The following is a 14878-nucleotide window of genomic DNA, read 5'->3' on the forward strand; positions in this document are numbered from 1 at the left end:
ATGATATATCTTAGTTTTGAGCTTTGTCTTTAGATGGAACGTAATCCAAAACTAATCTTTGGTTTGGATTTAAATATTTCTTGGCAATATCTCTGATTTCTTCACGAGTGATAGACTGGTAGATTTCGATTTCGGTATTGATTAGGTTTACGTCACCGTATAACAAATGATAAGAAGCCAAGTTGTCAGCAATACCGTCAATGGTAGAGTTGCTGTTTACATATTGGTTTTCAAATTTATTTTGTAATTTTTGTAAGTCTTTTTCAGAAATCAATTCTGTTTGTAGTTTTACGATCTCCAAGTCAATTTCAGCAAGAATATTCTCGGCAGTGTTTGGAGCCTGTGGCAAACCGTAAATGATATAACTTCCATAATCTTCTTGGTTGTTGCTAAAAGCACCAATCTGCAAAGCCATTTTCTTATCGTCAACTATTTTCTTGTATAATCTTGAACTTTTTCCATCACTTAAAATAGAAGAAATCATGTCCAAAACTCTTGCATCTCTGGTTTTCATAGACGGCGTTCTGTACGCTGCTACGATGGCAGGGATTTGGATATTAGCATCTTCAAATTTAGCTTTTATGGTTTGAGTAATTGGTTCTTCAACAAATGTCTCTCTTTGAATAGCCGCTCCTTTTTTAATAGGGCCAAAATATTTTTGAATCCATTCCTTCGCTTGTTCTTTTTTGAAATCACCCGCAACAATTAAAACAGCATTATTGGGGATGTAAAACTTCTTATTGAAAGCTTGGAACTCTTCTAATGTTGCAGCGTCTAAATGGCTCATAGATCCAATTGTAGCCCAACGGTATGGGTGCTTGGTAAAAATATTCTTTTTTACTTCTGCCAAAAAATTTCCGTAAGGTTGATTATCAACACGAAGTCTTTTTTCTTCCTTCACCACTTCATTTTGAGTGTCAACACCAATTTGATTGATTACAGGGTGTAACATTCTTTCTGCTTCCATCCATAAACCTAATTCCAAGTTGTTAGAAGGGAAAACCTCATAATAATACGTTCTATCATCTGTAGTGTTCGCATTATTTACTCCACCGTTTCCAGTTACAATTTTAAACCACTCACCGCGTTTGATATTCTCGGTTCCTTCAAACAATAAATGTTCAAAAAAGTGAGCAAAACCAGTTCTTTCAGGATTTTCATCTTTAGCACCCACATGGTACATTACCGATGTAATAACAGTAGGAGCAGATGGGTCATTGTGCAAAATCACATGCAAGCCATTGTCTAATTTGTATTCCTCAAAAGCTACTTTTTGCGCAGAAGCGACTCCTCCTAGCATAAACAAAGCACCTAAAGCCATTAATGAATTTTTCATAAGGTTAATAATTTTGTTAATATACTTATAAGTAGTAATTATGCGAACAATGTTACATGAAAAGTAAACCCAAATGAAAATTTAACAACTGTTTAATTACGTTTATTTTCGTTTAAAGTCCAACCATAGCAACGGGTTAGTGATTGAGAATAATTTTTACAGTACTAATTGCAGGTTCAATATTTAATTGTATATTTGCAACCTTAAAAATTACTAAAACAATTCAGTATGTATGCAATCGTAGAGATAGCAGGGCAACAATTCAAAGTAAGCAAAGACTTAAAGGTTTATGTTAACCGTTTGACTAATGAAGAAGGTTCAAAAGTTTCTTTTGACAAGGTTCTTTTATTAGATGATAACGGAACAATCACTTTAGGCGCCCCAGCTATAAAAGGTGCTTCAGTAGAAGCTAAAGTGTTACAACACTTAAAAGGAGATAAAGTTATCGTTTTCAAAAAGAAAAGAAGAAAAGGATACAAAAAGAGAAATGGTCACAGACAATATCTTACTCAAATTGTAATCGAAGGAATTACTGGTGTTGGTGCTAAGAAAGCAGCTCCTAAAAAAGCGGCAGTAGAAGCTAATACAGAAGAAGTAGAAGCTCCTACGAAAAAAGTAGCTAAAGCTAAAAAAGAAGATACTCAAGAATAATAACAAAATAAACTAATACGTCATGGCTCACAAGAAAGGTGTCGGTAGTTCTAAGAATGGTAGAGAATCAGAATCAAAACGTCTAGGCGTGAAGATTTTTGGTGGTCAAGCTGCTATTGCTGGGAACATCATCGTAAGACAAAGAGGTTCAAAACATAATCCAGGTGCAAACGTTTACATCAGTAAAGACCACACGCTACACGCAAGAGTAGATGGAGTTGTAAAGTTCCAAAAGAAAAGAGATAACAAATCATACGTTTCCATACTTCCATTCGAAGTTGAAGCATAATTGAATTGCCTTCCAATTAATAAAAACCTTTAGAGAAATCTAGAGGTTTTTTTTTGCAGAATAATTTCAGACTACTTTGATAATAGATTTTTATTTCAAAATTAAAAATGAATTAAAACCAAAACCATCAGAAAGTCTAATAAAAAGCGCTGCAGAAACTTCTAGTTTCGTAAAACTTTATAATTTTCAGAAATACCAAATTTTTAAAGTGTTCTCAAAAAGAAACAAAAAGGTGATAGGAATTCAATTGTATTCGCATGTCCAAACGCTTGTAAAGCAAAACGCAACCGCTACCATTTACGTCTTGAATTTAACAACTCCTTTATATTCTCCTTTTTAGGTATGAAATTTGATAAATGAGTCATTACTAATAAATAGCATTATTCTATCTTTTATTAGCGACTCAATATTGGTTGGGACATTTATTAAAGATATATCACGAAAGTATCGCTAACACATCAAAGACAACCACTATTTAATGATACTAGTTATAAAAAAACTAAATGCATCATTTGTTGCTACACGGCTTAAAAAAAGAATTAGAAATCATGATGGCATCCTTATGAATCACATTAAGAAATAAAACCATTAACTAACGCAAAGAAACAATTATAAATAAGTACAAATGAAAAAATTAATATCCATCACTTTCCTTTTGATTACCACCATTTCATTTGCACAAAATAAAAACTTTATAGTTGAGGACGAATTGATAATGTGGAGATATATTTACGAAGATTCAACAAGCATCTCCAAACTCAAAAGCAATCCACTATTAGAGTTTAAAACCGATTCCACCGGAATTATAAAAAAAACAAATTTCAGTGACAAAATGCTCCATCCGATTGTCGCTGAATTCAAAATTGAAGTGAAGAAAAATAAATATCGGGTCTCTGTTTTTAACACACGCTTTATTGAAGAACCACGTATTATTAACAAAGATGGCTTGCTAATTCAAGCTACTAATGAGTATACGATCGAGCAAGCCTTATTAAAAAGGAATAAAACCATAAAAAAACCATCTCTATTCAATAATAGTACTGAAACTTTAAATCCGCATTTGATACAGTTGTTTACAATCAAAAAGCCTGCAAAGAGCGATTGGTAAAAAGACACAAAAAAAAACCGTAAAATACTTCAAAATTGCACTTTACGGTTTTTTTTTATGTGACCACGGCAGGGTTCGAACCTGCAACCCTCAGAGTCGAAATCTGATATTCTATCCAGTTGAACTACGCAGTCAAGTTGATTCGAGAATAATCATTAACGATCTTATATTTACAATAAAAATCAATTAACAAGAATTCTTGATTATTACGTCAATAACTTTTTAACAATCGTAGAAATGGTTTTTCCCTCAGCAGTTCCACCTAATTGCGCTGCTGCTAACCCCATCACCTTGCCCATTGAAGCTATTCCTGAAGCACCTGTTTCGCTAATAATTTTTGCAATTACTGCTTCTACTTCCGATTCGCTTAATTGAGCTGGTAAAAACTTTTCTATTACCGCAATTTGAGCTAATTCTGGTTCTGCCAAATCCATACGATTTTGTTCTGTAAAGATCTTAGCACTGTCTTTTCGAGTTTTTACTAACTTTTGCAATAATTTTATTTCGTCATCGGCAGTAATTTCTTCTTTTGAACCTGTTGCTGTCTGCGCCAATAAAATTTCAGATTTAATAGCTCTTAGAGCTTCTAAAGCTACCGTATCTTTGGCTCTCATGGCGGTTTTGATTTCGTCCATGATTTGTATTGATAAACTCATATTCTTTATTATTAATTTGATTAATCGATCATTAGTTAATCGATTGTTGAAATAGTATTTTTGATAACAATTTTTTAAACCAGCGATACTAAAAAGTCTTTCAGTAAAAAAGTTTCTTTTAGATATAAAACAGAAACGAATACCGGATTAAGAAAGTGCAAATTTAAAGAAATTTACTGGAATTCACAACAGATTACTATGTTCACGTTGCATAAAAAAAATAACCCGAAAATTTATTTTTCGGGTTATCTCCTTTTGACTTGATTTCCTTAATCTACATTGTCATGCAAATAGGAATTGTTTGAACGTAACTGCAAATCGTTGTTGCTATCTGTTCCTACAGAAATCCTTGAATTTGTATTATTCGCCTGATTGTTTGAAATATCTATTCCTAATCTTTTGTATGCTGGCTCTTTTTCGTATTCATCAATTTTAGAAACATTGTTGTGAAACTTGTAATTGAATTCCTTTAGCTTTTTTCTTCTTTCATCAGCTCTCATTCTCAACGACTCTTCGATAGTCATTTCCATAGGAGAGATTGTATCAAAATCTTCTGGCGCCTGTACCGATCTTTCCACTTGTTTCATGGTAATATTTAACTCAGCCGGAATAACAACTTCTGGTATTTTTGCGACTGGTTTAGCCATGAAATCAGGCTCTTGATCCATATATTCTTCTAGAGAGTACTTGATGATTCCGTTATCACTTAATTCTGTCACAGGAACAAATTGAACAGCCTCATTTACTTTGATATCACGAGTTTCATTCGTTAACTCATACAATACTTTATTTTCCCGTACTTGATCTGCTGGTTCTGTTTTAAAAAGCGGTAAATCAAAAGAGAAAGTAGTTTGTTCTTGTCTCTCGATAACCTTTGGCTGCACTGCTTTTACTTCAGCTACAGGAGATGTGATTGTAAAATCAATATCAGTAATAGGAGAAACTATTTCGAAGGTTACATCTAAATTTTTAATAAATTCAGACATAACCATCAACTCTTCCTTATTAATTGTAGTTGGTGCAATCGCTGGTTGAGGAACGATTGCAGGCTCAGTAGCAACAATATCTTCCACTAGATCGAAAACAATTCTTTCGCTAGAGTTTGACACTGGTGATTCTGTATTCAAATCGAATGCTGTCACTGTTTTACTACTTAGATTATGCACACTTCTTTGTTCATCCTCTAAGGTGTGAATAATTTTTTTCGGCTCTGTATTTACGATTTCATTTTGTTGTTCAATGTCAAATCCTGTAGCAATAATAGTTACTGCGATGGCATCTCCAAGAGATTCATCTTCACCAACTCCCATAATAATATTAGCATTATGACCTGCTTCAACTTGAATATGATCATTAATTTCTCCAATTTCGTCAATTGTAATTTCATTAGTTCCAGAAACGATAAGCAACAATACGTTTTTGGCACCAGTAATTTTATTATCATTTAACAAAGGAGAATCCAAAGCTGCAATAATTGCTTCCTTAGCTCTATTTTCGCCTGAAGAAACAGAAGACCCCATAATAGCTGTTCCACTATTGAACAATACCGTTTTAGCATCTCTTAAATCGATATTCTGCGTATAGTGATGCGTAATTACTTCAGCGATCCCTCTTGAGGCTGTGGCCAAAACTTCATCAGCCTTTGAGAATCCTGCTTTAAAACCAAGATTTCCATATACTTCTCTTAATTTATTATTATTGATAACAATTAAAGAATCGACTTGCTTACGCAATTTCTCTATACCAATTAACGCTTGTTCCTGACGCACTTTACCTTCAAATAAGAAAGGCAATGTGACAATCCCAACCGTAAGAATATCTCTTTCTTTTGCCAGTTGTGCTATGACAGGTGCTGCACCAGTTCCAGTTCCACCGCCCATTCCGGCTGTAATGAACACCATCTTAGTATTGCGATCTAGCATTTTCTCAATCTCAGAAATACTTTCAATTGCGGACTGCTGTCCAACGTCAGGGTTTGCCCCAGCACCAAGTCCCTCCGTTAGATGAACTCCTAACTGAATTTTATTTGGCACAGAACTACTCTGCAAAGCTTGAGAATCCGTATTACATACGATAAAATCAACGCCTTTGATCCCTTGTTTAAACATGTGATTTATAGCGTTACTTCCGCCACCACCGACCCCTATAACTTTTATTACATTTGATTGGTTTTTAGGTAAATCAAATGAAATACTTCCAAATTCTGTGTTGCTTGGCATAATTTTGGGTTTTTGATATTTATTATTAATTCTTATATTTTTCAGGCCGTGCCTTTATTCTGCATTATCTAAAAAGTCCTTGATCTTATCTACATATCGATCAAAGAAATTTTTCTGAATTCTGTTAACGGTAGAATTTTGTTTTTCATGCGCATTATGATCTATTTCCTCTTCTACATTTTCATAAACCTCTTGTACTGGAGTTTGAACAACTGTAGGCCTGTACGTGGGCGCTTTGGGTTGCTCTACTGCATCCAAACGTACCGCGCTTTGCGTTTTATTTTCAATGCTTTTCATTACTAAACCCACTGCCGTTGCATACAACGGACTTGAGATTTCCTCATCTGAATTTCCAGCTAAATGTTCGTTAGGATACCCTATTCTTGTATCCATTCCAGTAATATATTCTACTAGTTGCTTAATATGTTTCAATTGAGCACCACCACCTGTTAATACAATACCTGCGATCAGTTTCTTTCGAGGATCTTCATGACCGTAAGCTTTAACTTCTGTAAACACCTGATCCACAATCTCCACAACTCGAGCATGAATTATTTTGGATAGATTCTTTAGCGATATTTCTTTTGGCTCTCTACCTCTTAGACCTGGAATAGAAACAATTTCATTATCTCTATTTTCTCCTGGCCAAGCAGAACCAAATTTAACTTTTAATAATTCAGCTTGCTTTTCAATTATAGAACATCCTTCTTTTATATCGTCTGAAATTACATTTCCTCCAAACGGAATTACTGCTGTATGCCGAATAATACCATCTTTAAAAATAGCTAAATCGGTAGTACCACCACCTATGTCAATTAATGCAACTCCAGCTTCTTTTTCTTCCTGACTTAAAACTGCATCGGCAGAAGCTAATGGCTCTAATGTCAAACCTGAAAGTTCAATTCCTGAACTTTGTATACACCTACCAACATTGCGAATAGACGATGCCTGACCCACTACTACATGAAAACTAGATTCTAATCTTCCACCGTACATTCCTATAGGTTCTTTGATTTCAGATTGTCCATCAATTTTGAATTCTTGTGGCAAAACATGTATTATTTCTTCACCAGGCAACATGGCCAATTTGTTGACTTGATCAATCAATAGTTGAATATCATTCCCACCAATCACTTCTTCAGGATTGTTTCTGCTAATATAATCTGTGTGTTGTATACTGCGTATGTGTTGTCCTGCGATACCAACAACCACATCTTTTATTTTATAACCTGAGTTATTCTCCGCTTCTTGAATAGCTTGCTGTATGGATTGTATGGTTTGCGTAATGTTATTTACAACACCTCGTGCCACACCCAAACTTTTAGATTTTCCAACACCTAAAATTTCTAGTTTACCATATTCATTCTTTTTGCCTATCATGGCAACTATTTTAGTTGTCCCAATATCTAGACCTACTGCAATATTCTCTTTTTCCATTATCTATTATTTAGTGCAAACTACTTGTTCCGTAAACCGGAGGTCAATTTTTTTATATTTATACAACGAACTATCTAAAACTGCTTTTTGAAAAAAAGCTTTGTAATTTTTAAATTTACGCTCCACATTAATCAATTTACCAAAATCAATTTGATAATCAAAATTTCTGTTGTGCATTTTTAAGCTACCATTTGGCATAATTTCAATTCCGATAATGTTTTTTTTCAAAAATTCATCATCATAAATTGTGCGAAATAAGTGGGCTAAATCTTCGTTATTATTTTTATTTATTCCTCCTGAAACAAGTGGAACTCGGGCTGTAAAATTAGCTGACAATGGCATTCTATTCCCTTCGTAATCAATATAAAAAGAACCTCCATTATCAAAAACTCTAGCAATAGGAGTTTTTTGTTTCACCACTGCTTTTAACACACCATCAATACTCACATAGACATCTGATTTTTCAATCATTTCTTGTGCATTGAGATTTGTCTCCAGCGTATTCAAATCTAAATTAACTTTTTGAATGCTGGATGCCTCTCTATTATTTTCTATTAACAATTTATTAACCGTTTCTTGTTTAACAAAGGGGTCATTATCTCCAACAAAAATAACTTCAGATTTGGTCAATTCCCTATTTTCATTTCGTTTTGACGTAAAAGAAAACAGAAAAACTACTAATGCAAACATCAGTATCAATCGAATATTGGTCCAATTAAAGAGTTTCATTGATTGCTTTTTTAATTAATGGTACTAATTCTCCAATATCTCCTGCTCCAATAGTGACAACTACCGTTGCATCACTTGCCAATATCGCGGTAATCAAATCATTTTTGGCAACTAATTTCTTATTATTAAGCAGCATCTTATCCATGATCCATTGCGAAGTTACACCTTGTATAGGCAGTTCCCGAGCCGGATAAATATCTAACAAAAGAACTTCATCAAAGTGGGACAAACTTTTGGCAAATTCATCAGCAAAATCTCTTGTTCTGCTGTACAAATGAGGCTGAAAAATCGCTAGCACTTTCTGATTGGGATACAATTCCCGTACAGCTTGATGCACCGCATTTATTTCTGTTGGATGATGTGCATAATCATCAATATAAACTTTAGCTACTGTTTTAATTTGGTACGAAAACCTTCTTTTTATCCCCTTAAATGATGCAATGGCATTTGCAATGGCATCGGTTGGGGTGCCGAATAAATTTGCCATTGCAATAGCCATTACCGCATTCATTAAGTTATGACGTCCTGGCAATCCAAAATGTAAATCTTTAATTATTTCAGTAGGTGTTTGTACATCGAAAACATAGCTTCCGTCTCCTATTCTTATGTTAAACGCTTTATAAATAGCATCTTCATTTACCGCACACGTTAACCCTTCTAATGGTAATTCTTTTGTGATGAAAAGATTATTTTTATCCTCTATTTTAGCTGCAAATTCCATAAAAGACGCCTCAATAGCTTCACTTGTCCCGTAAATATCAAGATGATCAGCATCAATGGATGTAATGCAAGCAATATTGGGATGCAAATGCAGAAAGGAACGATCAAATTCATCTGCTTCAACTACCGTTACTGTTGTACCACTTCCTATTAAATTTGAATTATAATTCTCAACTATTCCACCTATAAAAGCAGTGACGTCAGCGCCACTTTGGTATAATATATGTCCTAAAATCCCCGATGTCGTTGTTTTTCCATGGGTACCTGCAACTGCAAAACAAAACGTATCCTTAGTAATTAATCCTAAAACTTCGGCTCTCTTTTTTATTTCATACTCTCTTTCCACGAAGTAATTCCATTCCGAGTGCGTAACTGGTACTGCCGGTGTAATAATTACTAGCGTATTCTCGATAAAAAAATCTTTAGGGATCAAATCAATACTATCTTCAAAGTGAATTGCAATTCCACTTTCCATCAATTCATTTGTGAGAACAGAAGGCGTTTTATCATATCCGCAAACCTGTTTTCCCAAATTTTTGAAATAACGAGCTAAATTGCTCATCCCGATTCCACCAATTCCAATAAAATAGACGTTATGTATTTGATTCAAGTTCATTTTCGTTTCTTTCTTTATCTCTATTATTTTCTATCTATCAGCTTAACAATTTCATCAACAATTCGTATTGTTGCTTCTGGCATTGCCAATTGTTTTATGTTATCACTTAGCATTTTTTGTTTTGCCTCATCTTTAATCAAAGACTCAAATACAGTACCGAATTGAGAATCTAGCTCTACTTCTTTCAATAAAATAGCTCCATTTTTATCAACTATCGCTTGCGCATTTTTAGTTTGGTGATCTTCAGCTACATTAGGAGAAGGAATAAAAATGACGGGTTTACCAACAATGCATAATTCCGATACGGAAGAAGCTCCTGCGCGAGAAACCACGATATCTGCCGCTGCATAAACCAGATCCATTTTATCAATAAAAGAATGAATCTGAATATTATCATTCTCTTCCAAACGTTTATAGTCATCAAAATACAACTTACCACATTGCCAAATCACTTGTACATTATGAGCTGCAAACAACAAAATTTCTTTAGCAATTAACTCATTTATTCTTCTGGCTCCTAAACTACCTCCTAAAACTAAAAGTGTTTTTTTCTTAGGGTCTAAATCAAAATGCTGTAACGCTATTTCTCTTTTGGAATCAATATCAATTAAATCCTGACGCACTGGATTTCCAGTTAAAATCATTTTTTCTTTTGGAAAAAAGCGTTCTAAGTTTTCATAAGCAACACAAATCTTTTTTGCCTTTTTGCTCAATAACTTATTGGTAATTCCAGGATAGGAATTTTGTTCCTGAATCACAGTTGGAATACCTGCAATTGCCGCTATTTGTAAAAGTGGACCACTGGCAAAACCTCCAGTACCAATAACTACATCTGGCTCAAACTGCTTGATTATAGTGCGCGACTTTAGCAAGCTGCTAATTAGTTTTATTGGAAAAAGAGTATTGTCAAATGTTAGTCTTCGTTGTAATCCTGCAATCCATAGTCCGATTATCTTGTAACCTGCCTGAGGCACTTTTTGCATCTCCATTTTATCTTTGGCACCAACAAATAGAAATTCGGCATTAGGAAAACGAGACTTCAATTCATTTGCAATAGCAATTGCCGGATAGATATGTCCTCCAGTTCCGCCACCACTTAATATGAATTTGTATTGTTTCATTTTTTTAAAGTTACTGAGTTGCTATTATTTTAAAAATTTAAGGGTATAAAATGGCTTACTTGTTTAAAACTGCTTGCATTGGATTTTTTGCCTTGTCTTCGATTGAATACGCTTCCTCTAAAACGTACTCTTCTTCTAACTCTCTATCGATTAATTTTTGTAGCGCTTCCTCCCTTTTTGCAGTATCTTTTAATTCTTGAGCAATTTCTTCTTCTTTCTTAGTTACACCAATAATGATTCCTAAAGCAATACAGGTCATCCAAATAGAAGTTCCTCCACTACTAATCAACGGCAGTGTTTGTCCCGTAACAGGTAATAATTCTACAGCTACGGCCATATTAATCATGGCCTGAAAAATCATTGGAAAACCAAGACCTATAACCACCAATTTTCCAAAGAGTGTGGTGGCTTTATGCGAAGCAACTACAAATCGGAAAAGCAATAACAAATAGAGCGATAAAACGCCTAATCCACCTATTAATCCGTATTCTTCAACAATAATGGCATAAATAAAATCAGATGAAGATTGAGGTAAGAAATTTTTCTGAACACTTTTACCAGGTCCTAGTCCATAAATCTTACCTGAGGCAATAGCAATTTTTGCCTTTTCTATTTGATAATCATCTTCATCTGGTTTATCGGTACTAAAATTTTCAATACGACTTTCCCAAGTTCTTACTCTGCTAAAAAATTTAGCATCGGGAAAAGCTTTAGAAATCAAAACAAAGAAGGTTAGAAATACAATGCCTGATCCTACTATTACTGCGATATATTTCATAGGATACTTTCCTATGAATGCCAACATTAATATCATCGAAAAAATTAATGCCGTAGTCGAAAAATTCGAAGGAAGAATAAAAATCAAGGTAATAAAAACGGGGAGCCACAGCTCTTTCAATGATTCTACAAAATCAATTGGTTTCTCTCTTGTTTTAGACAAATAACGCGCAACAAATACAAACAAAACTAAGGCCGCAAAAGCCGAAGGTTGAAATGAAATACCTACAAATGGTATCTGAAGCCATCTACTTGCATTGGCTCCACCTATCACTGTACCTTTTATCATTGTTATGGCTAATACTACCCAAACAACGGGCAACAGCCATTTAGAAATAGATCTAAAATATTGATACGGAATTTTGTGAACCCAAAAAATGATTAAAAAACCAAAAAAAATATGACCCGAATGTTTTACTAAATACCCTAAAGTATTTCCTGTTCCATGCCCTAAATAGGCCAAGTTACTACTTGCACTAAAAACAGGCATAAACGAAAACAAGGCCAATAAGGCCACAAATGACCAAATCCCTTTATCTCCCTTTAGATTGCCTATTAATTGTTTCATATCATTTTCTTTTTAAAGTTTACTTTCGTTCATACGATAAAACTTTTCTATAAATTTTTAACTGCTTGTTTAAATTGATTCCCTCTGTCTTCATAATTTTCAAACAAATCAAAACTAGCGCAGGCCGGAGACAATAATACAGAGTCCCCTTTTTCAGTTAATCGTTGTGCCATTCGAACTGCATCATTCATGTTATCCACCTCAATCATCATGTCAACCACATTCCCAAAAACATCAATAATCTTTTTATTATCTACACCAAGGCAAATAATTGCTTTTACTTTCTCACGAACTAAGGACATTAATTCGTTATAATCATTCCCTTTATCGACACCACCCACAATCCAAACCGTTGGTGTATTCATACTGTCTAAAGCAAAAAAGGTTGCGTTAACATTGGTTGCTTTAGAATCATTAATATATTGAACATTTTGAATTTTTAAAACCTTTTCCAGACGGTGTTCTACTCCTTGAAAATTAGAAAGACTTTCTCTAATTGTAGCCTTTCTTATTTGCATTAATTTAGCCACAGAGGTTGCTGCCATTGCATTTTTCATATTATGTTTTCCTTCTAAAGCAATGTGTTCTGTGTCCATTGTAAACTCTTCCTGACTGATCTTAATTTCCATTTTATTGTTTTTTATATAGGCTCCTTCGCTGAAAATTTTAGTCAATGAAAAAGGGATTAATTTTGCTTTTGTTGTGTGCGTTTTGAACCAATTGCATATGGCTTCATCATCTGCATCATAGATGAGATAATCATCTTCTGTTTGATTCATTGTTATTCTGAATTTTGAATCAATGTAATTTTCATATTTGTATTCGTACCGATCTAAATGATCTGGGCTTATATTCGTAATAATAGCAATATGGGGTTTGAAATCAATAATTCCATCCAGTTGAAAACTACTCAACTCCAGCACATAGGAATCGTATTTATTATCAGCAATCTGCCAAGCAAAACTTTTTCCTATATTGCCGCCCAATCCTACATTCAATCCAGCTGATTTCAACAAATGATGTGTCAGCATTGTTGTAGTCGTTTTTCCGTTGCTTCCGGTTATACCTATAATTGTTGCCTTCGTAAAAGGAGCTGCAAACTCAATCTCTGAAATCACTGGAATTCCTCGTTCCTTCAGCTTTTTTACTATTGGAGATTTATCCGGAATTCCTGGACTTTTCATCACCACAGCAGCATTCAAGATCAACTCCTCCGTATGCTTTTCTTCTTCCCAAGAAATTCCATTTATCAATAAAATCTCTTTGTAATTTCCTTTTATTTTTCCAAAATCAGATACGAAAACTTCGTACCCTTTTTTCTTACCTAGAATAGCAGTACCAACACCACTTTCTCCACCACCTAAGATTACTAGCCGCATACTATCTTAATTTTAAAGTGACAATTGACAATATGGCCAGCATGATAGCAACAATCCAAAAACGGGTTACAATTTTACTTTCGTGATACCCTTTTTTCTGGTAATGATGATGTAAAGGAGACATTAAAAATATTCTTCGGCCTTCGCCAAAGCGTTTCTTCGTATACTTGAAATAACTTACTTGAAGAACAACAGATAAATTTTCGACAAGAAAAATTCCACACAATAAAGGGATGAGCATTTCTTTTCGAACTGCAATTGCAAGAACTGCTATAATTCCGCCAATTGTCAAACTACCGGTATCACCCATAAAAACGGATGCTGGATAGGAATTATACCAAAGAAATCCGATCAATGATCCTACAAATGCGGCTATGAAAACCGTCATTTCACCAGAATTAGGGATATACATAATGTTCAGATAATTAGAGAAAATAATATTACCTGAGACGAATGTGAATATTCCCAATGCGAGTACCGAAATAGCCGAAGTTCCCGCAGCAAGACCATCAATTCCATCTGTTAGATTAGCACCGTTTGAAACTGCCGTTATAATAAAAATTACTACCGGGATAAAAATTAACCAAGCCCATTTTTCATATCCGTCCCCTGTCCAAGCCAGCAATTCGGCATAATCAAACTCATTGTTTTTAAAGAAGGGAATTGTCGTTGCCGTAGATTTTTCTTCGATGGGCGCAGGCATAATAACGGTTTGCGTCGACGTTTTAAAAACGTCTACTTTACCTGTATCCGTTCTTACAGTTACACCAGCATGAAAATATAGAACGATTCCTACTATCAAACCCAAACCAACTTGTCCAAAAACTTTAAATATCCCTTTTAAACCTGCTTTATCTTTCTTGAAAATTTTAATATAATCATCAATAAATCCAATCGTTCCCATCCATAACGTGGTCACTATCAACAATACGATGTAAATATTATGCAGTTTTGCAAACAGTAAAACTGGCACTAAAGTGGCAAAAATTATGATTAACCCTCCCATCGTGGGTGTTCCCGCTTTTTCATTTTGGCCTGCCAACCCTAACTCTCGAACAGTCTCCCCTACTTGTTGTGCTTGCAAAAATCGAATGATTCTTTTTCCATAAATTGTGGACAGTAATAACGATAGCATAAATGCTAATGCCGATCTAAACGTGATGTACTGAAAAACCCCTGTTCCTGGAACATCCAATGTTTTATCTAAATATTCAAATAAATAGTATAGCATATATCGTTGTTTATTTGGTTAATCGTTGCTGTGTTGTTCGT

General features: G+C 34.4%; 13 protein-coding genes and 1 tRNA gene. 3 read left to right on the forward strand and 11 right to left on the reverse strand.

Going from position 1 to position 14878, the window contains the following annotated elements; all coding sequences use genetic code 11:
• Positions 1 to 10: 10 nt before the first annotated feature.
• The gene (locus IWX83_RS01690) at positions 11 to 1336 is read right to left on the reverse strand and encodes a pitrilysin family protein (RefSeq protein ID WP_073351988.1); all 1326 of its coding nucleotides are present in this window, start codon (positions 1334 to 1336) and stop codon (positions 11 to 13) included.
• Between the two features lie 228 nt (positions 1337 to 1564).
• Here IWX83_RS01690 and rplU point away from each other — a divergent pair, with 228 nt between their 5' ends.
• The 3 genes from rplU to IWX83_RS01705 all read left to right on the forward strand — a co-directional run bounded on the left by rplU (position 1565) and on the right by IWX83_RS01705 (position 3384).
• Positions 1565 to 1987: a 50S ribosomal protein L21 gene (gene rplU, locus IWX83_RS01695; protein ID WP_196827202.1), complete on the forward strand. Its 423-nt coding sequence runs from the start codon at positions 1565 to 1567 to the stop codon at positions 1985 to 1987.
• Between the two features lie 22 nt (positions 1988 to 2009).
• Positions 2010 to 2276 carry a 50S ribosomal protein L27 gene (gene rpmA, locus IWX83_RS01700; protein ID WP_066079927.1) on the forward strand — a complete coding sequence of 89 codons (267 nt, stop codon included), beginning with the start codon at positions 2010 to 2012 and terminating at the stop codon, positions 2274 to 2276.
• A gap of 625 nt (positions 2277 to 2901) precedes the next feature.
• Positions 2902 to 3384: a hypothetical protein gene (locus IWX83_RS01705; protein ID WP_196827204.1), complete on the forward strand. Its 483-nt coding sequence runs from the start codon at positions 2902 to 2904 to the stop codon at positions 3382 to 3384.
• 60 nt (positions 3385 to 3444) lie between these two features.
• Here IWX83_RS01705 and IWX83_RS01710 read toward each other — a convergent pair.
• The 10 genes from IWX83_RS01710 to mraY all read right to left on the reverse strand — a co-directional run bounded on the left by IWX83_RS01710 (position 3445) and on the right by mraY (position 14837).
• Positions 3445 to 3518, reverse strand: a tRNA-Arg gene (locus IWX83_RS01710).
• A gap of 72 nt (positions 3519 to 3590) precedes the next feature.
• Entirely contained in the window at positions 3591 to 4040 is a 450-nt protein-coding gene (locus IWX83_RS01715; RefSeq protein WP_196827206.1) for a GatB/YqeY domain-containing protein, read from the reverse strand.
• A 269-nt stretch (positions 4041 to 4309) separates the two neighbouring features.
• Complete coding sequence (gene ftsZ / locus IWX83_RS01720; protein ID WP_196827208.1) at positions 4310 to 6259, reverse strand: cell division protein FtsZ; 1950 nt, start codon at positions 6257 to 6259, stop codon at positions 4310 to 4312.
• A 54-nt stretch (positions 6260 to 6313) separates the two neighbouring features.
• Positions 6314 to 7696 (reverse strand): cell division protein FtsA, encoded by a 1383-nt coding sequence (gene ftsA / locus IWX83_RS01725; RefSeq protein WP_196827210.1) that lies wholly within the window; start codon positions 7694 to 7696, stop codon positions 6314 to 6316.
• A gap of 6 nt (positions 7697 to 7702) precedes the next feature.
• A complete protein-coding gene (locus tag IWX83_RS01730) occupies positions 7703 to 8425 on the reverse strand; it encodes a cell division protein FtsQ/DivIB (RefSeq protein ID WP_196827212.1) in 723 nt (240 codons plus the stop codon).
• Positions 8412 to 9761: a UDP-N-acetylmuramate--L-alanine ligase gene (gene murC, locus IWX83_RS01735; RefSeq protein ID WP_196827214.1), complete on the reverse strand. Its 1350-nt coding sequence runs from the start codon at positions 9759 to 9761 to the stop codon at positions 8412 to 8414. The genes IWX83_RS01730 and murC overlap by 14 nt, the downstream gene beginning before the upstream one ends.
• A gap of 23 nt (positions 9762 to 9784) precedes the next feature.
• Positions 9785 to 10882, reverse strand: coding sequence for an undecaprenyldiphospho-muramoylpentapeptide beta-N-acetylglucosaminyltransferase (gene murG / locus IWX83_RS01740; protein ID WP_196827216.1), 1098 nt, complete (start codon positions 10880 to 10882; stop codon positions 9785 to 9787).
• 55 nt (positions 10883 to 10937) lie between these two features.
• On the reverse strand, positions 10938 to 12227 hold the full coding sequence (locus tag IWX83_RS01745; protein ID WP_196827218.1) for an FtsW/RodA/SpoVE family cell cycle protein: 1290 nt from the start codon (positions 12225 to 12227) through the stop codon (positions 10938 to 10940).
• A 47-nt stretch (positions 12228 to 12274) separates the two neighbouring features.
• Positions 12275 to 13606: a UDP-N-acetylmuramoyl-L-alanine--D-glutamate ligase gene (gene murD, locus IWX83_RS01750; protein ID WP_073351967.1), complete on the reverse strand. Its 1332-nt coding sequence runs from the start codon at positions 13604 to 13606 to the stop codon at positions 12275 to 12277.
• A 1-nt stretch (position 13607) separates the two neighbouring features.
• Positions 13608 to 14837, reverse strand: a complete 1230-nt coding sequence (gene mraY / locus IWX83_RS01755) for a phospho-N-acetylmuramoyl-pentapeptide-transferase (RefSeq protein WP_073351965.1) — start codon at positions 14835 to 14837, stop codon at positions 13608 to 13610.
• Positions 14838 to 14878 lie beyond the last annotated feature (41 nt).

The sequence above is a fragment of the Flavobacterium sp. CG_9.1 genome (assembly GCF_015751645.1).
Taxonomy (GTDB): Bacteria; Bacteroidota; Bacteroidia; order Flavobacteriales; family Flavobacteriaceae; genus Flavobacterium; species Flavobacterium xanthum.